General features: G+C 57.8%; 24 protein-coding genes, 2 tRNA genes and 1 pseudogene. 5 read left to right on the top strand and 22 right to left on the bottom strand.

Annotation, left to right across the window (positions count from 1 at the left end; translation table 11 throughout):
- The first annotated feature begins 57 nt into the window (after positions 1 to 57).
- A complete protein-coding gene (gene glgP, locus QMC91_RS04600) occupies positions 58 to 2304 on the top strand; it encodes an alpha-glucan family phosphorylase (RefSeq protein ID WP_300236029.1) in 2247 nt (748 codons plus the stop codon).
- 38 nt (positions 2305 to 2342) lie between these two features.
- On the opposite strand, the gene QMC91_RS04595 is transcribed toward glgP, so the two are convergent.
- The 3 genes from QMC91_RS04595 to htpX all read right to left on the bottom strand — a co-directional run bounded on the left by QMC91_RS04595 (position 2343) and on the right by htpX (position 4318).
- Positions 2343 to 2416 (bottom strand) — tRNA-Val (locus tag QMC91_RS04595).
- A gap of 2 nt (positions 2417 to 2418) precedes the next feature.
- Positions 2419 to 2489 (bottom strand) — tRNA-Gly (locus tag QMC91_RS04590).
- Between the two features lie 947 nt (positions 2490 to 3436).
- Positions 3437 to 4318 carry a zinc metalloprotease HtpX gene (htpX, locus tag QMC91_RS04585; protein ID WP_300236027.1) on the bottom strand — a complete coding sequence of 294 codons (882 nt, stop codon included), beginning with the start codon at positions 4316 to 4318 and terminating at the stop codon, positions 3437 to 3439.
- A gap of 145 nt (positions 4319 to 4463) precedes the next feature.
- Between htpX and QMC91_RS04580 the strand changes: the two genes are divergently transcribed.
- Positions 4464 to 5228, top strand: a complete 765-nt coding sequence (locus QMC91_RS04580; RefSeq protein ID WP_300236024.1) for a sulfide-dependent adenosine diphosphate thiazole synthase — start codon at positions 4464 to 4466, stop codon at positions 5226 to 5228.
- Positions 5229 to 5269: 41 nt separating this feature from the next.
- A complete protein-coding gene (locus QMC91_RS04575; RefSeq protein WP_300236021.1) occupies positions 5270 to 5920 on the top strand; it encodes a putative phosphothreonine lyase domain-containg protein in 651 nt (216 codons plus the stop codon).
- Between the two features lie 55 nt (positions 5921 to 5975).
- Here QMC91_RS04575 and QMC91_RS09975 read toward each other — a convergent pair.
- The 11 genes and pseudogenes from QMC91_RS09975 to QMC91_RS04525 form a co-directional block, all read right to left on the bottom strand.
- Positions 5976 to 6125 (bottom strand): annotated as a pseudogene (locus tag QMC91_RS09975) (zinc ribbon domain-containing protein); the annotation flags it as partial.
- A 667-nt stretch (positions 6126 to 6792) separates the two neighbouring features.
- Positions 6793 to 6939 carry a 50S ribosomal protein L40e gene (locus QMC91_RS04570; RefSeq protein WP_214023258.1) on the bottom strand — a complete coding sequence of 49 codons (147 nt, stop codon included), beginning with the start codon at positions 6937 to 6939 and terminating at the stop codon, positions 6793 to 6795.
- A gap of 48 nt (positions 6940 to 6987) precedes the next feature.
- Complete coding sequence (rdgB, locus tag QMC91_RS04565) at positions 6988 to 7548, bottom strand: RdgB/HAM1 family non-canonical purine NTP pyrophosphatase (RefSeq protein WP_300236065.1); 561 nt, start codon at positions 7546 to 7548, stop codon at positions 6988 to 6990.
- On the bottom strand, positions 7545 to 9128 hold the full coding sequence (locus tag QMC91_RS04560) for a bifunctional N(6)-L-threonylcarbamoyladenine synthase/serine/threonine protein kinase (protein ID WP_300236017.1): 1584 nt from the start codon (positions 9126 to 9128) through the stop codon (positions 7545 to 7547). The genes rdgB and QMC91_RS04560 overlap by 4 nt, the downstream gene beginning before the upstream one ends.
- Before the next feature lie 90 nt (positions 9129 to 9218).
- Positions 9219 to 9374 (bottom strand): 30S ribosomal protein S27ae, encoded by a 156-nt coding sequence (locus QMC91_RS04555; protein WP_300235982.1) that lies wholly within the window; start codon positions 9372 to 9374, stop codon positions 9219 to 9221.
- A 5-nt stretch (positions 9375 to 9379) separates the two neighbouring features.
- Positions 9380 to 9634: a 30S ribosomal protein S24e gene (locus tag QMC91_RS04550; RefSeq protein WP_366944374.1), complete on the bottom strand. Its 255-nt coding sequence runs from the start codon at positions 9632 to 9634 to the stop codon at positions 9380 to 9382.
- 423 nt (positions 9635 to 10057) lie between these two features.
- Positions 10058 to 10543, bottom strand: a complete 486-nt coding sequence (locus QMC91_RS04545) for a GTP-dependent dephospho-CoA kinase family protein (protein ID WP_300235975.1) — start codon at positions 10541 to 10543, stop codon at positions 10058 to 10060.
- Positions 10543 to 10746 (bottom strand): transcription elongation factor subunit Spt4, encoded by a 204-nt coding sequence (gene spt4, locus QMC91_RS04540; RefSeq protein WP_300235972.1) that lies wholly within the window; start codon positions 10744 to 10746, stop codon positions 10543 to 10545. The genes QMC91_RS04545 and spt4 overlap by 1 nt, the downstream gene beginning before the upstream one ends.
- A 1-nt stretch (position 10747) precedes the next feature.
- Positions 10748 to 11317, bottom strand: a complete 570-nt coding sequence (locus tag QMC91_RS04535; protein ID WP_300235969.1) for a DNA-directed RNA polymerase — start codon at positions 11315 to 11317, stop codon at positions 10748 to 10750.
- A 9-nt stretch (positions 11318 to 11326) separates the two neighbouring features.
- Positions 11327 to 11701, bottom strand: coding sequence for a PIN domain-containing protein (locus QMC91_RS04530; RefSeq protein ID WP_366944373.1), 375 nt, complete (start codon positions 11699 to 11701; stop codon positions 11327 to 11329).
- Between the two features lie 2 nt (positions 11702 to 11703).
- Complete coding sequence (locus QMC91_RS04525; RefSeq protein ID WP_300235966.1) at positions 11704 to 12939, bottom strand: translation initiation factor IF-2 subunit gamma; 1236 nt, start codon at positions 12937 to 12939, stop codon at positions 11704 to 11706.
- Between the two features lie 210 nt (positions 12940 to 13149).
- Here QMC91_RS04525 and nikR point away from each other — a divergent pair, with 210 nt between their 5' ends.
- A complete protein-coding gene (gene nikR, locus QMC91_RS04520) occupies positions 13150 to 13572 on the top strand; it encodes a nickel-responsive transcriptional regulator NikR (RefSeq protein ID WP_300235963.1) in 423 nt (140 codons plus the stop codon).
- On the opposite strand, the gene QMC91_RS04515 is transcribed toward nikR, so the two are convergent.
- Positions 13569 to 13859 carry a DUF2098 domain-containing protein gene (locus QMC91_RS04515; protein ID WP_300235960.1) on the bottom strand — a complete coding sequence of 97 codons (291 nt, stop codon included), beginning with the start codon at positions 13857 to 13859 and terminating at the stop codon, positions 13569 to 13571. The genes nikR and QMC91_RS04515 overlap by 4 nt on opposite strands.
- Before the next feature lie 57 nt (positions 13860 to 13916).
- On the opposite strand from QMC91_RS04515, the gene QMC91_RS04510 reads away from it, so the two are divergent.
- Positions 13917 to 15116, top strand: a complete 1200-nt coding sequence (locus QMC91_RS04510; protein ID WP_300235957.1) for a YcaO-related McrA-glycine thioamidation protein — start codon at positions 13917 to 13919, stop codon at positions 15114 to 15116.
- A gap of 20 nt (positions 15117 to 15136) precedes the next feature.
- On the opposite strand, the gene QMC91_RS04505 is transcribed toward QMC91_RS04510, so the two are convergent.
- From QMC91_RS04505 to QMC91_RS04475, 7 genes are all read right to left on the bottom strand, one after another.
- Positions 15137 to 16105: a histone deacetylase gene (locus QMC91_RS04505; RefSeq protein ID WP_300235954.1), complete on the bottom strand. Its 969-nt coding sequence runs from the start codon at positions 16103 to 16105 to the stop codon at positions 15137 to 15139.
- A 5-nt stretch (positions 16106 to 16110) separates the two neighbouring features.
- Positions 16111 to 18765: an oligosaccharyl transferase, archaeosortase A system-associated gene (locus tag QMC91_RS04500; RefSeq protein ID WP_300235951.1), complete on the bottom strand. Its 2655-nt coding sequence runs from the start codon at positions 18763 to 18765 to the stop codon at positions 16111 to 16113.
- An 80-nt stretch (positions 18766 to 18845) separates the two neighbouring features.
- On the bottom strand, positions 18846 to 19988 hold the full coding sequence (locus QMC91_RS04495) for a glycosyltransferase (RefSeq protein ID WP_300235948.1): 1143 nt from the start codon (positions 19986 to 19988) through the stop codon (positions 18846 to 18848).
- Positions 19985 to 21103, bottom strand: a complete 1119-nt coding sequence (locus QMC91_RS04490) for a DegT/DnrJ/EryC1/StrS aminotransferase family protein (protein ID WP_300235946.1) — start codon at positions 21101 to 21103, stop codon at positions 19985 to 19987. The genes QMC91_RS04495 and QMC91_RS04490 overlap by 4 nt, the downstream gene beginning before the upstream one ends.
- Positions 21100 to 21699: a DapH/DapD/GlmU-related protein gene (locus QMC91_RS04485; RefSeq protein ID WP_300235944.1), complete on the bottom strand. Its 600-nt coding sequence runs from the start codon at positions 21697 to 21699 to the stop codon at positions 21100 to 21102. Before QMC91_RS04485 ends, QMC91_RS04490 begins: the two co-directional genes overlap by 4 nt.
- Positions 21696 to 23435 carry a glutamine--fructose-6-phosphate transaminase (isomerizing) gene (gene glmS / locus QMC91_RS04480; protein ID WP_300235941.1) on the bottom strand — a complete coding sequence of 580 codons (1740 nt, stop codon included), beginning with the start codon at positions 23433 to 23435 and terminating at the stop codon, positions 21696 to 21698. Before glmS ends, QMC91_RS04485 begins: the two co-directional genes overlap by 4 nt.
- Positions 23436 to 24587 (bottom strand): sugar phosphate nucleotidyltransferase, encoded by a 1152-nt coding sequence (locus QMC91_RS04475; protein ID WP_300235938.1) that lies wholly within the window; start codon positions 24585 to 24587, stop codon positions 23436 to 23438.
- Between the last annotated feature and the right edge of the window lie 3 nt (positions 24588 to 24590).

Genomic DNA, 24590 nt, shown 5'->3' with positions numbered 1-24590 from the left:
CAAAAAACATATAATAACTGCGGGAAAAACTACACAGCAATCAGAGGACAGGGTTTAATGGAAGATTCCATCCACGAACAGTTTGATCGTGTCCCGAAACGGATCTACGGACTTGTTGACCTGGCATACAACCTCTGGTGGAGCTGGAAACCGGAGGCCCGAATACTCTTCAAACAATTGAACCATCAGGCGTGGAGGACCAGCGCACATAACCCGATCCGGATGCTTCGCGAGATCCCGGTTGAGTTCCTGAACCGGGCAGCAAATAATCCCGCCTACTGCCACCGCTATGACATCATCATGCACCGGTTCAGGAAGTACATGAACACAACCGGAACCTGGTTCTCAGAGAACTACCCCGACCACCCACCTTTGACGCTCGCCTACTTCTCAGCAGAGTACGGACTCCACCACTCGTTACCCATCTATGCAGGTGGACTCGGGTTCCTTGCCGGCGACCACTTAAAGGAGGCCAGCGATCTCGGGATCCCGCTGGTTGCCGTCGGGTTTCTCTACTCCCAGGGTTACGTCTGCCAGCAGATCAATCCGGATGGCTGGCAGGAAGATATCACCCAGCCACTCGACCACGATGCTGCGCCGATCACCCGTGTTCTCGATACCGACGGCAGGGACCTTGTAGTCCGGGTTCCCCATATCGACCCGCCCATATACGTGGCGGTCTGGAAGGTGCAGGTCGGCAGGATACCCCTCTACCTTCTGGATACAGACATACCCTGCAACGAACCCGAAAACCGCGGTATATCGGCCAGACTTTATGCCGGCGACCTCGAACAACGCCTCCGCCAGGAGATAGTGCTTGGCATCGGCGGGCGGAAGGTGCTCCACGCTCTCGGTATCGAGTATTTAGCGGTTCACCTGAACGAGGGGCACCCGGCCTTTGCGCTGCTCGAGCGGATCAGGGAGCGTGTTGAGGGGGGAATGACGTTTGAGGGGGCACTTGAAGAGGTGCGGGCGACCACAATCTTTACGACGCATACTCCGGTCCCGGCCGGCCATGATGTCTTCCCCCTCGACCTGATCGAGAGATACTTCGCGTCCTACTACACGGCGCTAGGGATCGACCGATCCCGGTTTCTGCACCTCGGGGCCAACCCCGAGCAACCAGCCTCCGGTTTCAACATGACCGCGCTGGCGCTCCGTCTCTCGGCGCACCATAACGGCGTCTCGCGGGCAAACGGGGCGGTCGCCTCCGATATGTGGAAATCTCTCTGGCACGGGTCAGGTGGAGACGAGGCGCCAGTAGACTACGTTACAAACGGTGTACATCTTCAAACATGGCTGAACACCCGTATGCAGGCGCTCTACGACCGCTACATCGGCCCCACTGCACCCGGCTGGCTGGCGGAGCACGACAACCCGATGGTCTGGGAACTGATAAACGAGATTCCAGACGCCGAACTCTGGAACCTCCACCTCTGGCTGAAGGCAAAACTTCTCAATCGGCTCCGGGAACGGGAACGGATCCGTTGGACGACGCAACTGGTCAGGGCGGCGAAACCGGGGATCGGAGGCGCGTTTCTGGACCCCTCAATCCTGACGATCGGGTTTGCCAGACGGTTCTCGACTTATAAGCGTGCATACCTCATATTCGAGGACCCAGACCGACTCAAACGCATCGTGAACAACCCCTGGTGTCCCGTCCAGATCATCTTCGCCGGGAAGGCCCACCCGGCAGACACCGAGGGGAAACGGACGCTCCAGCGGATATACCAGCACACGCAGGACCCCGGATTTGGAGGACGGGTTGCCTTCATAGAGGATTACAACAACCATGTGGCCCGCTACCTCGTGCAGGGAGTTGACGTCTGGTTGAACAACCCGCTGCCCCCGATGGAGGCGAGCGGGACAAGCGGTATGAAGGCGGCGCTCAACGGCGTGCTGAACCTCTCAATCCTGGACGGTTGGTGGGTGGAGGGCTATAATGGCAGGAACGGCTGGGCGTTTGGAGGGGAGGCGGCCGATTGCGACTCAAGGGACAGCATCGATGCGGCGGCAATATACGATCTTCTTGAGAGGGAGATCGTCCCGCTCTACTACGACCGCTCCATCGATGATATCCCGCACGGATGGGTCAGAATGATGAAAGAGTCGATCAGGAGCAATGCCCCGGGGTTCTCGTCTCGCCGGATGGTTAAAGAGTATGTCGGTCGCTACTACCCTCTCCTACTGAAGGCGGCCGCAGGGACGCCATATGCAGGGAGCCTGATAAAAGACCCACATGCTCAGGCGTGGAGGGGCCTTGCAGAGGAAGCGGGAGTAAACGATCATCCCTTCTCCCGCTGATCACATCTTTCGCAGGAAACCGGCTGGATAAGAAGAGATGGGCCCGTCGAGATTCGAACTCGAGATCTTCGCCGTGTGAAGGCGACGTCATAACCACCTAGACCACGGGCCCCATGCATCGACCGGGAATTGAACCCGGGCTGTTGGCTTGGAAGGCCAAAGTCATACCACTAGACCATCGATGCACTCTGCAAGATTTGCTTACTTATGTGGGCGGTGCAGAATATTAAATATTGGGTGAGAGGGGACTAGAGAGAGGCCATCAAACCGGTTCCTCCAGACTGTGCCCCGGTTTGATGAACCCCGCCATGAGAATGAACCTGTTTTTTGTGAGATGCTATTGCTGATGAGGGGTGGTCAACTGATGAAGACCGCCGATGCGCAGTAGTCGCTGGCATGTCGCGTTTTGCCGTTTCCGATCTCGAGTGGACTTTCATGTGAACACCCATGAATATCAGCCCCATCCAGAACTACCTGGATCTTTAGCCTTATTTTGCCGTTAGATCCGCACTTCAAGGCTCAAAGATCACTTCCCTTGCAAAAATACACTCCCTCTGTAGCCTGATATTATATCCTGGTAGTTTAAAACCGGAAACACGGGGGAGATTCTGGAGATGACCCATGCACGGCCATCCCTGGGTGGTGGGGATGGCCAGCGAAGGCGGTTCGACCGGAGATGCAGGAGACAGGGACGGGAGGCGATTCTCCATGGATACAGTGCAAGGGAGGGTATCTCCAGCATCAGGGTGAAACCCTCCCTGGCACGGCCATCCGGGTCTATCGCCACAGACTGCCTGCCCCCTGAGGGGGCGGGAGGAGACCTTGATGAGCGCCGCGAGGTGGGGTGGTCGATGAAGGGCCGTGTTCCTGAAGACATGCAGAGACTGGGGAGGCAAGCGGGGACACAATTCTAGAGTTGGGCGACTGTCTATAAATACCAGGGGAAAACAACCGCCATTTGGGGTTTTCTTGCGGTACTCGCGGGTTTCTGTCACAGCCTGGAGAGGAAGTTCCTCCCCCAAGGTGCGATTCACCCCTTGATACAATGCCGGGAGTAGGTCGCCCCTGGTGGTCTCACTGAACACCACTTGAAACCCAGACCGTTGATCTGATGGGTTCTGAAGAGGCGGGGTCAGTAGCCCCGCATCTGTGCCTCCAGTTCCTGAAGGGCGGCCACCCGCTTCTCAAGGGGTGGGTGGGTGGAGAAGAGTTCCATCAGCGTGTTTCCCGAGAGGGCCGGGATGATGAAGAAAGCATTCGCCCCCTCAATCTCCTGCTTCTTCTCGGCCGGGATGTAGTCCATGCGGCCGCTGATCTTCGTCAGCGCCGATATCAGAGCCCGGGGGTTCTCCGTCAGAATGGCACTGCCACGGTCCGCCGCAAACTCCCGGTAACGGGAGAGGGCCCGCGTTAGCAGGGTGCTCACCAGCCATACGACAATCGAGACGACGTAGACCAGTATCAGCGCGCCCATGTTGTTGTCACGATTGTTGAAGAGGCTTATGAAGATCCAGTTACGCATGATCAGGAAGGCAAGCATCGAGACGAAACTTGCCATCGTAAGGGTCAGCATATCCCGGTTCTTCACATGGGATATCTCGTGGGCGAGCACCGCCTCGAGCTCCTCGCGGTTGAGCGTCCGCATGATCGAGTCGGTTACCGCCACGACAGCGTTCTTCGGGCTGCGTCCGGTAGCGAACGCGTTCGGCACCGGCGACGCCGTGATCCCGACCTTCGGCTTGGGGAGACCCGCCCTGGCGGCAAGACTCTCTACCATCCGGTGCAACTCCGGGTACTCGTCCTCCTCGACGATCCTCGTCCTGGTGCTCCAGAGCACCAGTTTATCGGAGAAGTAGTACTGGAGGAACGCCATAACAGCAGCTATCACCAGGAGGGACCCAAACGGAAACCCAAGCGCGGCAAGGATGCCAAGGAAGATCAGGTAGACTATGAGGAGCAGAAACGAAGTCAGGAACATCCTCATGGTTAGACCGAAGTCGCGCGTCCATTTCATGGTAGGATATATGTTGTGCCGTGCCGATATTAAGTCCTTCGTCGATATCATTCTGAATCTTCGCGCTCAAAACCGCAATCTGACGGCTTTTCGGGGCGCATGTCGGTGCCCTTATCTTTACAGGGCATCATATAGTATTAGAGCGATGACACTGAACGAAGTTACCATAAGCAGGGCAATCCTTGAAGAGCAGCACCGGGCACTCATAGACCACCTTGAGGTTGAGGCCGCCGTCATCGGCGGCGGGCCTTCGGGACTGACATGCGCCGCGCTCCTTGGCGAGCGGGGGATCCGGTGTGCCCTGATCGAGAAGAAACTCAGCATAGGTGGCGGGATGTGGGGCGGCGGCATGATGTTTCCACGGATTGTCGTCCAGGAAGAGGCAAAACGGTTACTCGACCGGTTTGAAGTCACCTTCCACGAGTTTGAGGAAGGCTACTACGTCGCGAAATCGGTTGAGGCTGTTGCCAAACTCACCGCGGCGGCATGTGACGCCGGTGTAGAGTTCTTCAACCTGGTCACGGTCGAGGATGTGATGGTCCGCGGCGACGGCAGGGTGGGGGGCCTGGTCATCAACTGGACGCCGGTCGAGATGGCCGGACTGCACGTCGACCCGCTCACCATCGCCTGCACCTGCACGGTCGATGCAACAGGACACGATGCGATGATCGCCCGGATGATCGAGCGTAAAGGTGGCAACCTTAAGGTCAAAGGCGAGAGTTTCATGTGGGCCGAGCGTGCCGAGTCCCGGATCCTGGAGCACACAAAAGAGGTCTACCCCGGTCTGTTCGTCACAGGGATGGCAGCAAACGCCGTTGCTGGTGAGTGCCGTATGGGGCCGATCTTTGGCGGAATGCTACTCTCCGGGGAGCGGGCTGCAGATCTCGTTGCAAAAGCGCTTGCCCGTTAACTTCAAAACCATTTTCATTGTTACGACGACTACCATAAGGTATGAACGAGATCGATCCGGAGACCCTGGCCGACGCAGCCTACGGGATCTTTGAGATCTACCTCAACCGCGAACTCCGGCGGCGCGGCCCTTACCTCTTTGAGCTTGTTGAGCGGGGGATCGATTTCGAGTCGGATCTCCGTGAGATATTAGGTCATTTCAGAGAAGATTACCCGGAACTTGCAGAGGCCCTGCTTAAACGATTCGGAAGTATCGATGCCATCTACGCCCCCCTGCGGGAGGGGGAGGGAGTTCTCCCCTCAAAAACGACCAGAACATACTGGATAGTCCAGGACGCGCCGGGTCCGCATGAGCGGGGGGTCGACGACGAGAGGGCAGGGAAATGGCTTATCTTCGTCCCTCCTGAAGAGGCGGACGAGGCGTGGCGGAAAGTTCGGGACGAGACGGTGAGAGGGGGACTCGGGATATCCGCGAAGGTCAGCACCGCAAAGCCTGACCCCGACTCTCGCGACAAGCGGAGGGTCATCTACGTCTACACGAAGGACTGGGCGGATGAAGCAGACGTTATGCGGGTCCGCAAACGGCTACAAGAACTCGGATTTAAAGAGCGAATCGGCTACAAACGTAACATCGAGACCTATCGTGGCGAGTACAGCGAGGAAGGCCGAAAGGTCACCTATTACTCAGCCTGAAGAACATATAACCCTGTGACTGCTCCCCCTCCTCTCGTCGGGGGCATCCTGGATGTTACCCCTGAGATTGCAACCCCAATCTCATAATGTTGATCGCCGCGTTCTGGTCGCGGTCCATCATCAACCCACAATGCGGGCAGGAATGGACTTGATCAGAGAGCGTCTTAGCGACGATCATACCACATCTGGAACACTGCTGTGATGTATTCCTGGGTTCACCAGGATCACATGAAAGCCAGTATCCTCCGCTTTGCCCCCCACTTCCCGGTTGAAGACCGCCGGACCGTGAGAGTCTTGATCGTACCCTCGATGGGGCGATAGAGGACGATCTTCACGTCTCTGATCTTCGAGAGATGGAGACGATCTCCCTCAAGTTTGAATCCATACTAGGGTATGTGAAACTGTCGTATCGCCCCATCCCCTTGAACCGTGAGGTATCCGGGGTTTTCTCCTGCCTTTACTCGCCGGAAGAAGCTTTGAACGCAAGGTCAACGCGCATGGAGACATCCTGCACCTGAGAATAGACCTGTTTCAGTTCAGGACACTCTTTTTTCCAGAGAGGGATCTGACGTTTCGACACATAACAGGAGATAGATCGCTGTTCCTGTTCCCACGTGTTCTTTCACATTGCAAGCGTCTCGTCATAGACCCATCGGCATACCTACAGCGTCTGTTCCATGTGAGAGACCTGAGATTGTGTCGGGTAGAGTAGGTAACGATGCGCTTTAGGCACAACGCCATTATGGGAGAGCGTGAACTATAACCGTAGCGGGTGGACGAGCTCTATCCCGGCTTTGAAATGGCGGGGATTAGCCCTGTATTGATCCTAAAAAGAGTATACCAGCGGCGCGCTAAAAATGGCGCACCGGTCTTTACGCCTTACGCTCCCTGGACTTTGGCCGGAGTTCGTCTGAACCACACTTGCGGCAGTGTGTCGCGCGAACTGCGTTCCGGGCATTGCATTTCATGCAGATCTTTACATTGAGGAGACGTGCTTCAGCTTCAGGAAATCTCGCCATGTCAAAAACACCACTTGTCAGCTCTATGCTATTTGTTCTTGTTCCCTCTTAACGGTTCTGTCGCTCCCCGATCTCCTGCTCGATCCAGGCCCGGAACGCCTGAAGGGCACGCGCCCGGTGTGAGACCCGGTTCTTCTCGGCAAGCGGCATCTCGGCAAGCGTCTGCCCCGCATACTCAAATATAGGGTCATAACCGAACCCCTCTGCCCCCCGCGGGGCAACGATCGTCCCGGAAATGACGCCCCGGAAGACCCGGATGCCGTCCTCCCGTGCAAACGCGATCGCCGTCTCGAAACGGGCGCTCCTCTCCTCGATGCCCTCCATCAGTCTCAGGATCCCTGCGTTGCCGATCGTATCCTGGACATAGGCGGCATATGGCCCCGGAAACCCGCCAAGCGCATCGATGAATAGACCGGTGTCATCGACTATCAGAGGCCTTGAGAGCCTCCTGTAGGCAAACTTTGCCTTCCCGCTGGCGATCTCTCCAACATCGTTATGCCGGAACTCCGGACACTCCAGGGCAACATGCTCGACCTCGAGCACCCCTTCAAAGTATGCCGCAACCTCCCGAGCCTTGTTGGCGTTGCTCGTCACCACCGCGATCTTCAGAGATAACGCCCCCGCAGTTCGATCTCGTGCTCCCGCTCAATAACCGCGTCCGCGTCGGGGAAGGCGCCAGAGTAGCCCTCGATGAACGCCTCGATCAGTTCCCCCGAATTGGCGGTGGTGCTCTCCAGCGTCTGGAAGAAGACGTGGAGATCGACCCCTCGGCTCTCGACCTCCGATGATGTCGAGGCAAGCCCGAAATCTATCAGGACACACTGACCGTTGCGGAAGATCATGTTGCTGGTCGTCAGGTCGCCGTGGACAATCCCGGCAGCGTGCAGCCTCCCTACCGTCTCGCCAGCGACCCGGATCGTTTCCGGTGTTGCAACATACTTGAGCAGATCGCCTCGAACCCGCTCCATCACGATCGTGTCGGACGTTATATCCCGGATCACAGGTGTGGGGACACCCCCCCGCCGCGCCATCGATATAAGGCGCGCCTCCGCCCTCGTCCTCTCGGCGATCAAACGGCGATCCAGTTTCGGGTGCCGGTAGCGTTTGCTCAACCGGCGCTTGACAACAGCATCCTCACCAATCTCCACGACAGCTTCCGCACCCCGGGCAATCCCATCTTCTTGCGGGCCGCCAGCAAAGATCTCGCCAGGTTCCGTCCTCCAGACAACCTCCACCTCATCAGCCCTATAACCCGGCCTGATCTGCGACTCTTCGAGAGGAAGGGTGGCACCGTGTTCCAGCATGATCCTGCCCGTATAGGCTATCATCGCGCCGTTGTCGCCGAGATAAGTCCGCTCAGGGACGGCGAACACCGCCCCCCGTTCCTCGCACATAACCCGGAGCATCTCCTGTAACCGTCTGTTTGCACCCACCCCGCCGACAAGGATCACCTCATCCTTCCCGGCGTGGGCAAGAGCCCGCTCCGTCACCTCAACACACATCGCAAACGCGGTCTCCTGGAGGCTGAAACAGACATCCTCCAGCGGGGCCGTGCTCTCCTGGGCGGCGCTGACCAGTCCGGAGAAGGCAAGATCCATTCCCTTCACGGTGTATGGAAGTTCGATATAACCACCCATGCGCGCCAGGTTCTCGATGGCCGGACCACCGGGGTGCGGCAGGTCATGGTATCGTGCAAACTTATCAAGCGCGTTTCCAAGACCTATATCCAGCGTCTCCCCGAATATCCGGTAACGACCATTGAGGTAACCGAGCACCTGGGTGTTTGCACCGCTCGCATAGAGAACGATCGGGTCAGAAAACCCCGTCGCCCATCTCCCGATCTCGATATGCGCCACACAGTGGTTAACACCAACGAGCGGCACGCCCAGGGCTATCGATAGGGCACGCGCTGCTGTCGCCACCGTCCGTAGAGATGGGCCAAGACCCGGGCCCTGCGAGAATGCAACCGCCCTGATCCGTTCAGGGTCGGTCAGCACCCTGGAAATGACATCCTTCATCACCGAAGCATGGTGCTGCGCAGCCTCCCGCGGATGGATCCCACCCTTTGGAGGGACGTATGGTGACGAATGGAGGGCGACAAGATCCTCCCCGAAGAGAGAGGCGCTGAGGTTCCACGCCGTCCCCTCAAGTCCCAGCACCAGCCCCTCTTCAGGTCGTTTATATGACATAGAACAGGTCTTGCTCCGTTATGAGGAAAAGACCGACCGCTACCAGCATAAGGCTCTCGCGGTCGTTTATCGTTATGAGTAGGTTATGGCCTACTTACGGAATTCAGTGTAACCGCACTTGCCGCAGGCCACACGATCCTCATGCTCGGCCATCAGGACGCCGGGACCGCAGCGGGGACAGTGTCGCTTCAGCAGTACCACCGCGTTGCCTTTGACCTCGTAGCACTCGTATCTCTTAGCCGCCATGCTATTCAAGCCTCGCTCTCAGCCTTCGCTTCGCCGCGCTTGAGCAGATACTTGCGCTCAGTTGAGATCTTCGTCTCCTCATCGTCATAGATCCGGGCACGGCCTACAAGTTCCATCTTCCCGAACCGGGTTCTTTCAAGGTCGAGCACGATGAGATTCTCATTCTTGTTCTGCAATGCGGCAAGTTTCTCCTGAATGCTCTTCCGCGAGGGCGTCGGTCCCTCAAAGGTGAGAACAAACTCGAGTTCTCTCCTCTTCAAAACCTCATTCCTCACATCACGGGTAATTTTGAAGTCCATCGATATCCCTAAAATATTGTTGACGGGTTTATTTATACTCTGGGATGATGGTGCGCAGGAGACCCCGGAGATACCGGACCAATGCCCCCATGGTTTGATAAATATCTACCTGGAGAGATTTCAAGCGGACTTGCCTCGCTGCTGACAACCCCCTCTTCTGATCCGTGGTTCTCCATCGAAAAATTGGCATGGAGAGTTTGTATTCTCCAGGTCTCAACAGTCTCAACAAAACCTCAAGGAGAATCCTGTTTCAGTCCCGGGCGCAGCCGTGAAGGTGCAATCTTCAATCACTACCAGAACCCTTTGAGAGTACGGCCAGCGGATTGGTCGGAAAAAAAGACATTCACCAGAGCGTTTTAGTGGTCCCCACTGCCGCGGGACATTTCACTCACGTACAAAACACTCCAGCATGACCTTTGCCTCCTGCTTTGCCGCCTCGTCCACAACCCGGAGGACCACACCCTCCCCGGGCTGACCGTACAGGACGGCGACCCCCGTCGGCGCGGCATAAACCAGCGGGATGACCGCCAGATCCTCCTCCCCCTCGACGAAGATTACAGCAGGTCGGTTCCGCACCGCCTCGTCGATAGCCGCTACCAGCTCGTCGGTGATCGTTCCGGCAGGGTTCTTCGCTGTCAACCTTCTTGCCCTGAGCAGGGGTGAACGGTTACAGGGGCTACGCATCGTGTAACCGTCGATGATGGCGATATCGGGGACAACCCCTGCAGCAAGAAGGTTGTGGGTCACCACATCACCTACGGCACAGACCACCCGCCCCTCAAGCAGGGGAAGGAGTTCAGAGATGCTCCCATAAAGGACGCCGAAGGGTTTTTTGAAGAGTTCCCGGTGGGCTTCCGGAAGCCGGAGCATCAGCGGACCTTCAGCGCGTAGCGACCCGGCAGGGTGATGTTCATCTTCTTTGCAATATCCGAGTGCTCCGGATCGATAATCACAACGTATCCTGCCCAGTCCTCGCTCAGGTTGGAGGTGCCGCAGATCACGCAACTATCACCTTCAACGACGCGGTGGCACTCGCGGCAGACCCTGACTACCTTTTTACCCCCTACTACCATATTATGTCGCCCTCCTCTTCTTCTCCTCCTCGAACTCTTCCTCCAGCCAGGCAAGTGCACCCAGGCCAGGCTGACGCATGGTAAGACCGATCTTGCTCTCCCGAGGTTCACGCTCGTTTAGCGAGAGGGCAACTATCCTGCCACGGACGCCATCGCCGACGGTGATCGACCGCTTTGAGTCCTGGCAGATCAGTCTGCCATTCACCTCATCGTAGTTGATGTACTCGTCAGAGATCTGGCTCACGTGTAGCATCGCGTCGATCGGGCCCAGGCTGACGAATGCACCGAAACTTGTCGTCTCCACAACCTCGCCCTCGATCACCTCCTGGAGCGTCAGGCGGAGGACGATCGCCTCGAACCTGACATCGTAATAGACAGCGCCGTCCCCCGGGATCAACTCCCCCTCACCGACATCGAGAATATCTGTAACCGCAATGAATATCCCGATCTCCTTTGAGATGCTGCCTTCCAGCTGTTCCTGCAGTACGTTGAGGATAACTCTCTCCAGGTCATCCCCAAGGCGGTGCGGCGGAACCCGCACCTTGTCCTCCAGCGTAACTTTATAGTACATGATTTTCACCTATCCACTTATCAGTTCCAGCGTTCTTTCCTTCCGCATCGAGACAACACCGATCCCTTCACGAAGGAGATCGTTACGCAGGCGGCGATCGTTTGTGACCACGATGCATCCTTCCCGCCTGGCATACTCGATCAGCCTATCATCCACGGATTCCGCACTACTCCCGCTAGGCACGATCCTGGAGCGCCTGGCCAGCTCAAGACCCACACGTGCGGCAGCCGCATCGCGCCCGTGCCCCCGTGCAAGCCCTGAGAGTTCACCGACCACCTCCTCGAGCGTTATCGACTCAAAATCGCCCAGGAGTGCCATCAGCCCGTCGTAGAGATCGATACCAAACTGAGCCGGCATGGTGAGAGCGTTTGTATCGAGAAGCACCTTCACTCGACCAGAACGCCCATGCCGATCAATCGCCATCGCCCGCCAACCTGCCTGCTTATGGCAATCCTCGCACCAGCCTCCGCACAGACCGCCCGTTTAAGTTGAACCTCGACCTGGTTCTTTCTGGTGCTTGTGATCACGCCAACGGTGACCGCGGTGCCGACCGCGAGCATAAGCGGCTCTTTATGCTTGAGAGGCTCGATTATCTGCTCACCGCCCACGCCAACAACCCGTTCCATTAGCGTTACATCAAACTTAAGCCGTTCCCGGACCGGCGGCAGTCTCCCGACAAGCCCTGCAACCTGACCCGCGAGAGCGTCGCTCTTAGTCAGTGCCGGATCGAGTTTGGTCGCGATGCCGAGAAGACCTCCTGGAGTGGCTTCGGTCACGCGGATCTTGCCGGCGTTGATGGAGGTGATCTTTGTTATGATGGGTTCCCACTTTGTCCGGTTCTCCACCTGCAACTGTCGGCCTGGCCTGATCTCGATCTCATCGCCCTCGTGCAGCACCCCCCGGATGAGAGACCCGCCGATGACACCGCCTTTCACATCCCGCCAGTTGCAGCCCGGTTTATTTATATCAAACGAGCGTGCGATGAGGAGAAGCGGGTCGAGATCAGGATTGCGTTCGGGTTCCGGGATGACTTCATCCAGCGTCTGGATCAGGGCGCCCATATTGACCCCCTTTTGTGCAGACACCGGGATGATGGGGGCGTTCTCGGCAATAGTACCCTTTATGAACCGTTTGATCTGTTTGTAATGCTCCAGTGCCTCCGCCTGGGTCACCACATCGATCTTGTTCTGGACGATAACAATCCTTTTTATGCCGATCAACTCGAGCGCCATCAGGTGCTCCTTCGTCTGGGGCTGAGGGCATGACTCGTTCGCAGCGATCACAAGCATCGCACCATCCATCAGCGCCGACCCGGATAGCATCGTCGCCATAAGCGTCTCGTGACCCGGGGCATCGACAAAAGATACCGTCCTGAACGGGACGGCCTTTCCTCCGCAGTTAGGGCATTCAGGGGAGGTTGTGTAAGCATCGCTACCCTCACAGTTCTCGCAGCGGTAAAAAGTCGCGTCAGCATACCCAAGACGGATGGAGATGCCACGCTTGATCTCCTCGCTGTGCCGGTCTGTCCAGGTACCGGTCAGCGCGCTGACCAGAGTGGTCTTGCCGTGATCGACATGACCCACAAGCCCAATATTGACACCGGGAATGAATACATCTCGCAAAAGTTTTCGAACCTCCTTATCCATTTTATAGTGACACTACTTATACATAATCAGTAGCGATTGCTTCCGCATGCCCTGCCACGTTTTCATACCACGCGCCGACCTTCACGCCGTTTGCCGTACCCAACTTAGCATACAAAGTGTGAATATAACCTTTATTGTTAGCGAAAATTTATACCCATAAAGGATGATATGAGAACTGATCACACCATGGCAGGTGATACAGAACTATCACGCATAGGGATCTCGCTTCCAAAGAACCTCCTCGATAAGTTTGACGAGATCCTGGAACTCCGGGGCTACTCTTCCCGGTCTGAGGGGATACGGGACTCGATACGAAATTACATCACTCACTACCAGTGGATATCCGACGTGAAAGGCGAGCGACAGGGTGTCATAACCATGGTCTATGACCATGAACAGCGTGGACTGCTCCAGACGCTCATAGATATACAGCACCAGTACACCAGCAACATTCAGGCCTCACTCCATTCGCATGTGACGCATGAGAAGTGTCTAGAAGTGATCCTGGTCAGGGGGGACGGGGCAGTAATAAAAGATATTACCGAGAAACTGATGGCACAGAAGGGTGTGGAGGCGGTGAAACTCACCACCATACCGATCGAGGATTAACCACCCCCCTCGCAACTCTGGTCGGTTCCAACCTCCCACACCTTCTCGAGCTGCTCCTGGATCTCCCTGTGTTCCCTAACATAGTCCTCGAGAGAGCGCTCTTTCTTTCTGGCCTCTTCCTCCGCCTGCTCTGTTCTGATAAGTTCATCCACCAGGTAGTAGAGGCCGGTGGTATCAAGTTCAGCATACACCCGGTCGTCGATCTCCTCGATCTTTACGACCTTCCCCATCGTGCCGGTACGGGGGTACCGGACGACCGCGCCCACTGCAATCTCATCCGTGCTCATAACATGCTAGAATAGATCTGCCACACTATTAAGGTATCACCCCCAACGGGATCATGAATGCCGATCACGATTCGCCCTGTAGAGAAGGTCTACTTTGACGGTAGCCCCCGGTCTCGCTCCCCGGAGGAGACGGATGCCGTTTTGGAGCCCCTTATGAGAGGGATCGGAGTTACCGAGATAATCGATATAACCCCGCTCGACCGGACCTGGATCCCTGTATTTGCGGCAGTTCGACCCGGAGCGGCACGTGGAGCGGTTCGGGTTCACACAGGAGCAGGTAAAGAGGCGAACCAGGCACGGGTATCGGCGATGACGGTGGCGATCGAGCGCTACTGCGCCGAATACCATGGTGACCATATGGAGTATGCCTCCTACGAGGAGATCGGCCCTGCACGGGCGTTGCACCCCGAAGACCTCATCCTGCCCCGCGAACTGGAACAGGGGGAGAAGGTCCACTGGACACCGGCAAGAGACATCCTGAACGACGAGGATCTCTACGTCCCGAGCAACGCCGTCTTCCACCCCTACGACTCGCTCGGGTTTACGACGCCGTTATTCCGGAGCGACACAAACGGGCTTGCAGCGGGAAACGTCATGGAAGAGGCTATCTTGCACGGACTCCTCGAGGTGATCGAGCGGGACGCGCTCAGCATCGCTGATGCAGAGCGAAACCCCGGTCAACGACTCACCATAGAGAGGGATTGTGCCGCCCGCAACCTGCTGGAGCGGTTCGAGCAGAACGGGATCGAGATTCACCTCTGGTTGCTTGATGGGAGAACAAAGATCCCCACCGTTGCAGCCACCGCAGACGACACCGTTACCAGGGACCCGGCGATGATCCTAACAGGGTCTGCCTCCCACCTCTCGCCAGAGGTTGCGGCTTTTCAGGCACTCACGGAGGTTGCAAAAAGAAGAGGGAGTAATCTCCATGGTGGCGCCGGCGATCCCCGACGGGAGGCAATCATCAGGAAGGCGGGTTACGAAAGGTTGAAGCGTATCAACAGGATCTGGTTTGGCAACGCTGATACCGTCGAGATCTCCGATATACCTGATATGAGCACCGGCCGGTTCGACCTGGACATCCGGCGTGTACTCGATGAGGTCGCGCCCCACACTGACCGGGTCTGCGTCTGCGACCTCACCAGAACCCCGATCCCTGTGGTGCGGGCAATCATCCCGGGTTTCGAGGTCTCATTCATGGACCCCCGCCGGCGGCGGTCCGCCAGGGATGCGGGGTTTACTCCTCCCGTGATGTAACTCCCAAACCCTGACGGCGCTCAACAGAACCGGACCCTCTTTAAGATCCGCACAACCCTCTCCGTGCTCCGGCGCACCGGCTTTTCTACCGGTTCAAACCGCTTCCCCGCAAGAGCCTGGAATATCGCGCCTACAGCCTTCCCGGACGACGGCCCGTAACCTCCTTCAAGCGTCAGCGCGAGAGGCAGGTCCGTCCCGTCGATCAGCATCCCGGCAAGCACACCGTAGTCGGCGGGTTCAAGGTTCATTCCGCCATGTCCGTCGTCTGCGAGAGCGTCCTGCCCGGCCGAGACAATCAGGGCGTCCGGGCGGAACCGAACGATTGCCGGGATGAACACCTCTTCAAATACAAGAGCGTAATCAGCGATGGTTGAGCCTGCCGCAAGTGGTGCGTTCAGGGTGTAGCCCCGGCCTGCACCGGTGCCGATCTCGTCCACCCAGCCTGTCCAGGGGAAACTGTTCTCCTGGTGCACCGAGCAGAAGAGCACACGGTTACTTCCGTAAAACACCTTCTGGGTACCGTTACCGTGGTGAAGGTCCCAGTCCAGGATCGCCACCCGGTCGAAAGATAAAAGCGCTTTTGCCGCAGAAACAGCGGCGTTGTTGAAGATGCAGAAACCCATTGCACGGTCGGGTTCAGCATGATGCCCAGGCGGACGGACAAGTGCAAAACAGTGTTCTCCGTCGATCGCACGCTCCACCGCTGCAAAGGTGGACCCGGCAGCATGGGCCGCAGCTTCAAAAGAGTGGCAGGTGACATAGGTGTTAGCATCTAAAAAACAGGCCCCTGTTGCCATCTTTCGCACCCAGCGGATGTAATGAGGGTCGTGAACCAGCTCGAGATCGGTCTCGTCAGCAGGGAGGGGGGAATGCCAGCGCACGTTCTCGGGTATATACTCGAGGGCCGCCCGCAACCGGGCAGCCGACTCGGGGTGAGCCTCCATATCATGCCGGGTGAATATGTCACCGTATATTACCGAGTAGCGCATTCCTGTCAGTTTATGGTGCGCCCCTGCTGGATATCTTCTTCAGTAACATCGAAGGTCTGGCCGGTGCCGACGATCCGGTAGGGCCCGGTCGTTCTAACCTCCCCCGACCACCCGGAGGTTGCGTATGGAACGACGAACCTGCCGTTCTCGCTCTCCTGCCGGTAGACGAACTCCCGGCCGGTGTTTGTGACCACCGGAACCTCGATGATCCCCTCACCCCTTATCGTGGCTCCGGGAACATACTCGAATATCTTGACCGCTTTGAGGTCAGGGCCGCCCGCACCCACGTTGCCGTAGATGTTCTGGGGGGTCTCGTGAACAAGCCGGTAATGTTTGAGCGCCGGCACCCGCTCAAGTGGATACAGGATCGAGTCCGCCTGGTACTCGTAGTGCAGGTTCAGAATTGTGGCGTGAGAACCTGCCTGTGCGTTCTGGTTATAGGCTGTTGCCGCCGCGGCCGCTGCGGTGGCGTTCATCTCCCGCGCGCTGATGATGACCGGGTAGGAGGCGTTTGCCATCTCCGGTTCGATGTACTCGACATATAGCACCGGGCCTGTTGTCGGTTCGGTCATGGAACCATCGAAGTTGTGGAGACGCGAGATCATCGTCATGTAGTAGTCCTGGTTGTAGAACTGCATCGCCTGGTAACCCGTCGATCCGGCACCGAGAGGGACGAAGAATACCGGCTGGAATCGCAGCCCTCCCGCGTCATCGGGGTCGGCCCAGGTTGCCGGGGCGTGGAACTTACCCATGACGACCTGATAATCGGTTATCACATAACGCGTACCTATGTTGTCCAGGATGCGGTTTGCGGCATCCTCGGATGTCGAGACCAGATATACCGCCGAGCCGTTCGGCCCTGCAACGCCGTGCTGGAAGGGGTTGTTGTTCGGGATCCGTTTCGAGATAAATGTGATCCAGTGACCGTAGTCCCACCAGGACATGACGCCGTATGACTCTTCGGGGTAGGTGAAGATCTCCTGATCGTATATTGCGTAGTAATCGACACCGGGATCGGGGGTATTCTCGCCCATCCACTCGAGGGCCTCCATCCACTGTGAGTCCATGCCGCCGTATTTCGCGCTGTTTGCGAGAGCTATGTTCCCAAGGAACGATGTCCCGGCAAAGAGGAGGGTAAAGACAACAACCAGAACAAACCCACCGACCTTGAGGTAATCGGGCTGATCACGCTTCCTGGATTTCTCTTTAGGGGCATCAGCGGCCCTTGCCCCTTTCCTGCTCTTCTTCTTTGGGAGCTCTTCCCGTTTTTCTGCTTTTCCCTTCGCGGCGGACGCGCTATCTGTGCTTCTTTTCTGGATGAGGCGTGCAACGTCTTTCCAGGTTGCGTCTATGACCGCGCCTGCAAAGAACGCCGATAGGAGCGCGATGTTTACGGCAAGGTAGTACTCGTAGCGGACATGCGCGGCGGTCGATGTCAGGATGATCGCAGTCCAGATCAGGACGAAGATGTGAGCAGGGTTCGTCTCCCTGCGGTTCTGCCAGAGCATGGTTGCAACACCCCCGGCCGCAAGCAGCAGTCCCCAGTGGAAGGTCGCCCGGGCGGCGTCAAACGACCATGCCCGCGCCTCCTGGACGGTTGTGGTGACAGCCTCCTCACCGAAGAAGGCGAAGAGGCTTGAGATAAGGAGGTTGTAAATCTCAGGCAGAGCGACATAGAGCACCGTGGTGACAACGGCCGCGACGGCAAGAAGTGTGAGAGGAAAGTAGTATTTAGGCCGTTCTTTCAGGAAGACCGATAGCCCATAGAGCGCTGCCGTTCCCGCAATGAGGGCAGTGCTGGCTATGACGTGTCCGATGGTGTAGAGCGAGAGGTCAAGTCCCGGATGCGGGAACCCGAACGCCACGGTTCCGATGATAACTACTATGAAGACTATGGCGTTTACAAAGACCAGATAGTCGCTCGACCTCTCCTGGAAGTAGTCCAGAATGAACTGAACCAGGGTGAACGCAGCGACGATGAGCGCAAAGAGGATCATCGTCGGCATGTTAAAGTAACCAAGGAGATAGGCTACCCCGGCGAAGACCGCTGTTATAGCAGGGATCTTCAGACTCTGAAGGTTCTCCCTGGAGATGGTGACACCCCTGGCCGCAAGCAGCGCCGCCACATAGGCGAGGACAAAGATCGTCGAGAATAACGTCTCCGCGATGTGGTGATCGACAAAGCCAAAGAGGGAGCGGTATGCGTAGTTGCTACCGATGACCGCGATCAGACCGGCAGCGATTAGACCGGTCTTCCAGTCGGCGATCTTTCGTGCCAGCAGGTAGACGACCGGCACCATCGCCACGGCCATCAGTGGCGGGACCCAGGAGGCCACCAGCATGATCTCAGGCCGCGTCGTCGCCCCGAGAAGGAGACAGAGTACCGATATGATCTCGATGAAGAGCGGGCCCCAGTAGATGACGTCTCCTGTGGGGTAGAGGGTCATCGCGTCAAACCAGGCGTAGGCAGGGAAGTTTGCCAGGGTCTGTTCAACCTGGCGGAGATTGTACCACGGATCGTTTCCCAGTAGATTCACACCCTCGTCGGTCACCAGTCCCTCTGCAGGGATACCCCGCGTCCAGAGCGTGAGCAACGCGAAGATGACGATAAGACCGATGATGATGTACGGTTGGTATTTCTTGATATCCATCTGAGCCATCGGACACTCCTTGTTAAGAATCAGTTTCCATTCAAACCAATATAACCTTGGTGTATCTGCGATTGAAGAAAGATACAGTTTCAGACCCTTCCCGTCAGACGGGTAAAGATTCTCTCAAAAGATTCTGCTTTCTTCTTCCAGCTGTGCTCCTCAAACGGGATTGTACAGCGCCGCGGGTTACTCACCGCCTCATCCACCCCCTCAAGGAACTCCTGACTGTCCCGGTATACGGTGATATGATCCCCGCCCATCCTGAGCATATCGGGGATTGGTGTGGACAGGATCGGCTTCCCGCACGCCGAGTACTCGAAGTACTTGTTTGGCAGGGCGATATCCACCCATTGAGGGGGGGAGAGCGGGATCAGACAGAGATCCATCGGCGCGATATAGCTGGGGAGAGCACTGTAGTCAACGGTGCCTGTGAAATGCACCCTCTCCGAAACGCCGAGCCTGGCAGCAAGCCCCTGCAGTTCGTCCATGTAACCGGTGAAGAGCGAACCACCGACAATCAGGAGTTCAGCGTTCGGGTGCCGCTTGAGGATCTCCGGGAACGACTGGATCACCTCATCGAGAGCATACCAGCGTTCGATTGCTCCGGCAAACCCGAGCACGAAGGCGTCGGGCGCGATCCCGAGTGCGAAACGCATCGTACTTCCATCCATGGGGTGGAAGATGTCCGTGTTGACACCGTTTGTGATCAACTCCGCCTCGTAGCCGTATGTCCTGAGTTTCTCGACAAGACCCGGAGAGACCGTCGTGATCAGATCGCTATGGTCGAGGTTGTAGCGGGTTATGGCAAGGATACCTTCCCTGAGCACCCACTTTATAGCGGGATTTTTGTAGTAGGCGGCGGCCGAGTCAGGAAACCAGTCCTTGAGGTCAAAGACAACCGGTACACCATGCCTCTCAGCTGCCCTGACCATGGCCGTCCCGGCCAGGACATGTGCCCCGACGACGACGTCGATGCCGTGGTCGCGAATTATGTTGCTAATGACCCGATAGTGGCAGGGAGCGTTCAGGGTGTAGTGAAGGATGGGGTTTTTTATGGGGAACCACGTCGCCTCATGGACGTGGAGCAGGGTCTCGCGCACCTTTCCTCTGCTGACATGAAAGTGAGGCACGTGGACCTCGTGCCGCCTCGCAAGTTCCTCAAATATGTTGTGGTGCCTTGAAGGGATCGGGTGGTGGATGTAATCCTGGGTGGAGACTAGCAGGATCCTCATTTATACCATCGGTCTGATTGCAGGGCCTGGAGTTCACTGACCGCATCACATATATACGCCCGTTCCTCATCCGTAACCGACGGGTGAACCGGCAGGCTCACGACCGATGCCGCAAGGTCATCTGATACCGGGCACGACGCCGTTTCGCCCGCGCTCCCATAGACCGGTTGCCGGTGGAGGGGGATAGGATAATGAACGGCCGTCCCAACCCGCCGTTCCGCAAGAGCGTTCATGAACGCCTCCCGCGAAAGCGGATATCCGGGCGGGAGTTTCACAACATACTGGTGGTAGACGTGCCGGACTCCCGGCGCCACGAAGGGCGTCACGAGACCCGCGCCCGCCAGGTGGCGGTCGAAGTAGTGGGCGTTCTCGATCCGGCGTTCGTTGAAACCCTCAAGCCGTTCGAGCTGCACCATCCCGATCGCGGCGGCGATGTTTGTCATCCTGTAGTTGTAGCCGATGACGGTGTGGAGATACTTCTGGCTCTGACCGTGATCTATGAAGAGTCTGGCCCGCTCAGCGAGACGTTCGTCATCGGTCGTGACCATACCGCCTTCACCTGTGGTCATGTTCTTCGTCGGGTAAAACGAGAAGCACCCGATATCGGCCAGACTGCCTGTCCGTCTCCCATGATACTCCGCGCCGTGCGCCTGGGCAGCGTCCTCGATCAGTATAAGACCATAATCATCGCAGAGCGCGCGGATGGTATCAATCTCAAAAGGCTGCCCGAAGAGGTGGACGCCGATCACAGCCCTGGTGTCTGGCCGAATGCAAGCCTCGACCGAAGCCGGGTCGATGTTGAACGTCCGCTGATCGACATCCGCAAAGACCGGTGTTGCCCCGCAGAGCGAGACGCTCGACGCCGTCGCAAAGAACGTGAAAGCTGGAACTATCACCGAGTCCCCATGACCGATACCGGCAGCAAGGAGTCCAGCATGCAGCGCAGCGGTACCTGAGTTTACGCCGACCGCGTGGGCGGAACCGCAGTAATCGGCGAACCTGGACTCAAAATCCGCGACGACCGAGCCCCGGGCAAGCATCCCTGACCGCATAACTTCGGCAACGGCAGCGATCTCCTCCTCCCCGACCATTGGCCGGGCAACGGGTATCATCATCGGCACCGCCTGGCCTCAGGAGGGAGGGGGCGGAACCGTGCCGGCGCCCCCACCGCGAGCGTCCCCGGCGACACATCCCTTGTCACAACCGCTCCCGCGGCGACAAACGCGCCCTCCCCGACCCTGACCCCGGGGAGGATCGTCGAGTTCGCGCCGATGACGGCATCGTCCCCGATAACCGGACCACGGAGAGACTCGTGCGGCCCTGGAGGATAGCGATCGTTTGTCAGGACGGCGTTTGGGCCTATAAAAACCCGGTCACCGATCCAGGAACCGGTGGGGATGTAGACCAGGCTCTGGATGCGGACGTCGTCGCCGATGGTGCAGTCGCCCTCCACCACCGTTGCCGTCCCCACCGCCACGCGGCTGCCGATGGTCGTCTTCTCACGGATCAGCACGTTATGACCGGTCTGGAACCCATCGCCGATCCTGACGTCGCAGTAGATGATCGTGCCCGACCGGAGGATCGCGTTCTTACCGATGTTTGCACCGGGATAGTCCTCCGAGCCCATCCGGTCACGGGATGGAAACCCGATGGTCACCGGTTCGAATATCATCGCCCCTTCACCAAGGGCGTTACGTCCATACTCTATCATTCAACGGTCACGCTCTTTGCCAGGTTCCGTGGTTTGTCGACGTCCCGATTCAGGGCGCATGCGGTGTGGTAGGCAAGCAACTGAAGGACGACAGACGCGGTCAGCACCTGAACCAGAAGATGTGTGTTCGGGATGGGGATGAAGATGTCCACAATCTCGGGAAGTTCAATATCACCGGCAACCCCGACGGCGATGACAGGGGCCCTGCGGGCCTTTATCTCCTTTATGTTCGAGGCCATCACCCCATAGGTCGGGCCTGGGGTGCAGATCGCAACCACCGGTGTCTCCGGGGTGAGAAGGGCAAACGGCCCGTGCTTTAACTCTCCGGCGGCGTAACCCTCGGCATGAACGTAGGAGATCTCCTTCATCTTGAGGGCGCCTTCCATCGCTACCGGGTAAAACGGCCCTCTCCCCACAAAGAAGACGTGCTCGACCTTCGAGCATAGATCAACCGCATCCTGGATGTCCAGGAGCAGGACGTCCCCGATTGCAAGGTGCGCGTGCGAGAGGGCATCGTCAAACTCTCCGTCGCAGCGGATGTTGAGGATCTCCATCAACGCCGCAAGTTGTGCCATGTAGGACTTCGTTGCAGCGACACCGATCTCAGGGCCCGCCCGCATGAGGAGGGTCTCGTCAGCGATACGGGTGACCGTGCTCCCCTGCATGTTGGTGATTGCAAGCGTCGGGCAGTTACGGGCTTTCGCCATCTTCAGGGCAGCGATCGTATCCGCCGTCTCGCCAGACTGCGAGACCGCGATCACAAGCCCGCGGAGGGGCGGGGTGAAGTACTTGAACTCCGAGCCCATCTCGACGCGTACCGGTATGCCGCAGAGCGATTCTGCCAGGTACTTGAAGACCAGGGCGGTGTGATATGACGTCCCGCACGCAACCAGCGTGATCTCATCGGCCTCCATCACCATACGCCGCACGTGCTCATCTATACCGGCCCTGATAGTCTCGTAGAACGACTGGGGCTGCTCGTAGATCTCTTTCAGCATGTAGTGGGGAAAACCGCCCTTTCGTGTATCCTCAAAACACCAGTTGATCAGTTCGATCGGGCGCTCAACCTCCAGACCACCATGATAGATGGTGTAGCGACCCGGCATGAGATCGGCAACATCGCCGTCCTCAAGGAAGATCACTCGTTCCGTGTACTCAAGGAGCGGCGTCATATCCGAGGCGGCAAAAACCTCGTCATCGCCGATGCCCAGGACGAGGGGGCTTGCGTCGCGAGCAGCGACGATCCGCTGGGTGTCGCCGGCGATCACAAGTATTGCGTAAGAGCCCTGGAGGAGCGGAAGGACCGCGTTGACCGCTGCCAGTAGATCTCCGTCATACTTCTCCTCGATGAGGTGGGCGATCACCTCGGTGTCGGTCTCAGATCTGAAGGTATGCCCCCTCTCCTGGAGGTGTCGCTTCAGTTCGGCGTAATTCTCGATTACGCCGTTGTGCACAACAGCGATCTTTCCCTCACAATCCATGTGCGGGTGGGCGTTGATCTCGTTTGGTTCACCGTGCGTCGCCCAGCGGGTATGCCCTATACCGGTGCACCCCACAAGACCGACCGCACCGGGATCGCCATCAGGGATGCGACCGGCCTTCTTGTAGACCTCGATTGCGCTCCCGACCGTCGCGATCCCGAAGGAGTCGTAGCCCCGGTACTCGAGTCGCTTCAACCCCCCCAACAGGACAGGGGCTGCGTCCCGCCTCCCCGTGTAGCCAACGATCCCGCACATCTACATCACCCTTGTGCCGTCCTCGATCCTGCCTGCCAGCGTCCGCCCCTTAATTATGCTGACGTTGTTACCAACGATGCAGTTCTTAAACGTTGTGAACGGTGCAGCCCACACCCCTTCTCCGAGAATCGCGCCAAACTCCTCTCTCTGGACGTGATCCCCCACCTCAATGAGGCCTGGTGAAGGAGTGGTTGTGATATGGTCGGCAAGGATGCAGCCCTGGCCAAAGACCGCCGAGAGTATCCTTGAATGCGACCCGACCGTGACATCACTCATAATGATCGAGTCCGCAACGTAGATGAACGGCTCGAGCACCACGCGATCGCCGATGCTCGTATCGGGCATTATCACGGTGTTCGGCCCGATGTTACAGTTGCTTCCTATACTTACGGGGCCGTAGATCACAGTGTTTGGACCCACTGTGGTTCCTTTGCCTATGCGCACGACGCCCCGGCGGACGACGGATGCATCAACCGTCCCCGCGACCCCCGGCTGGATCCCACGGAGCATCCGGGTGTTCAGTTTCAGGAGGTCCCAGGGGTAGACCGCGTCCTGCCAGTCGTCTGCCGGGATTGCGCGTATCTGCCGACCGGCTGCGATCATGGCCGCCACAGCATCGGGGATCTCGTTTGTCTGAATGTAGGAGAAGATCTCCGGTGTAAACGAGTAGATCCCGGTCGATACCGTGAACGTCGGAGCGTCTTCGGGCTTCTCGACCATCTCGCGGACTATCCCGTTACGGATCACCACAACCCCGAAGTTTGAGGGGTTGGGGTGCTCGGCCACGAGCATCGCGTTACGCACGCTCTTGATCCGTGCGATCGACCCGGCGTTGATGTAGTTATCGCCCGGGAGGACCAGGAAATCGCCCCCGATCTCCGGTTCAGCTGCCCTGAGAGCGTCCCCTGTCCCGAGCTGGCGTTCCTGTACGACGACCCGGAGTGGAACGTTAAGGCTGTTGAGGTGGCGGATAACCTCCTCCTTGCGGTAGCCCACAACCACAACGATCTCCCGGATCCCGTTCTCCAGCAGTGCATCGATGACATAATCGATGACCGGCCGGTTTGCGACAGGGAGCAGGGCTTTGGGTTTGCTCCGGGTGAGAGGACGCAGACGACTCCCCTCTCCCGCTGCTAAAATCACTGCCTGCATAAT

Source organism: Methanoculleus sp., from assembly GCF_030019085.1.
Taxonomy (GTDB): Archaea; Halobacteriota; Methanomicrobia; order Methanomicrobiales; family Methanoculleaceae; genus Methanoculleus.
Note: the sequence above shows the minus strand (reverse complement) of the source record. Positions and strands in the feature narration are given on the sequence as shown.

Bases quoted from the DNA above. Each gene is read 5' to 3' on its own strand.
- glgP (WP_300236029.1), top strand. From the start codon at position 58: ATGGAAGATTCCATCCACGAACAGTTTGATCGTGTCCCGAAACGGATC.
- htpX (WP_300236027.1), bottom strand. From the start codon at position 4,318: ATGAAATGGACGCGCGACTTCGGTCTAACCATGAGGATGTTCCTGACT.
- QMC91_RS04580 (WP_300236024.1), top strand. From the start codon at position 4,464: ATGACACTGAACGAAGTTACCATAAGCAGGGCAATCCTTGAAGAGCAG.
- QMC91_RS04575 (WP_300236021.1), top strand. From the start codon at position 5,270: ATGAACGAGATCGATCCGGAGACCCTGGCCGACGCAGCCTACGGGATC.
- QMC91_RS04570 (WP_214023258.1), bottom strand. From the start codon at position 6,939: ATGGCGAGATTTCCTGAAGCTGAAGCACGTCTCCTCAATGTAAAGATC.
- QMC91_RS04560 (WP_300236017.1), bottom strand. From the start codon at position 9,128: ATGTCATATAAACGACCTGAAGAGGGGCTGGTGCTGGGACTTGAGGGG.
- QMC91_RS04555 (WP_300235982.1), bottom strand. From the start codon at position 9,374: ATGGCGGCTAAGAGATACGAGTGCTACGAGGTCAAAGGCAACGCGGTG.
- QMC91_RS04545 (WP_300235975.1), bottom strand. From the start codon at position 10,543: ATGCTCCGGCTTCCGGAAGCCCACCGGGAACTCTTCAAAAAACCCTTC.
- spt4 (WP_300235972.1), bottom strand. From the start codon at position 10,746: ATGGTAGTAGGGGGTAAAAAGGTAGTCAGGGTCTGCCGCGAGTGCCAC.
- QMC91_RS04535 (WP_300235969.1), bottom strand. From the start codon at position 11,317: ATGTACTATAAAGTTACGCTGGAGGACAAGGTGCGGGTTCCGCCGCAC.
- nikR (WP_300235963.1), top strand. From the start codon at position 13,150: ATGGCAGGTGATACAGAACTATCACGCATAGGGATCTCGCTTCCAAAG.
- QMC91_RS04515 (WP_300235960.1), bottom strand. From the start codon at position 13,859: ATGAGCACGGATGAGATTGCAGTGGGCGCGGTCGTCCGGTACCCCCGT.
- QMC91_RS04510 (WP_300235957.1), top strand. From the start codon at position 13,917: ATGCCGATCACGATTCGCCCTGTAGAGAAGGTCTACTTTGACGGTAGC.
- QMC91_RS04505 (WP_300235954.1), bottom strand. From the start codon at position 16,105: ATGCGCTACTCGGTAATATACGGTGACATATTCACCCGGCATGATATG.
- QMC91_RS04500 (WP_300235951.1), bottom strand. From the start codon at position 18,765: ATGGCTCAGATGGATATCAAGAAATACCAACCGTACATCATCATCGGT.
- QMC91_RS04495 (WP_300235948.1), bottom strand. From the start codon at position 19,988: ATGAGGATCCTGCTAGTCTCCACCCAGGATTACATCCACCACCCGATC.
- QMC91_RS04490 (WP_300235946.1), bottom strand. From the start codon at position 21,103: ATGATGATACCCGTTGCCCGGCCAATGGTCGGGGAGGAGGAGATCGCT.
- QMC91_RS04485 (WP_300235944.1), bottom strand. From the start codon at position 21,699: ATGATAGAGTATGGACGTAACGCCCTTGGTGAAGGGGCGATGATATTC.
- glmS (WP_300235941.1), bottom strand. From the start codon at position 23,435: ATGTGCGGGATCGTTGGCTACACGGGGAGGCGGGACGCAGCCCCTGTC.
- QMC91_RS04475 (WP_300235938.1), bottom strand. From the start codon at position 24,587: ATGCAGGCAGTGATTTTAGCAGCGGGAGAGGGGAGTCGTCTGCGTCCT.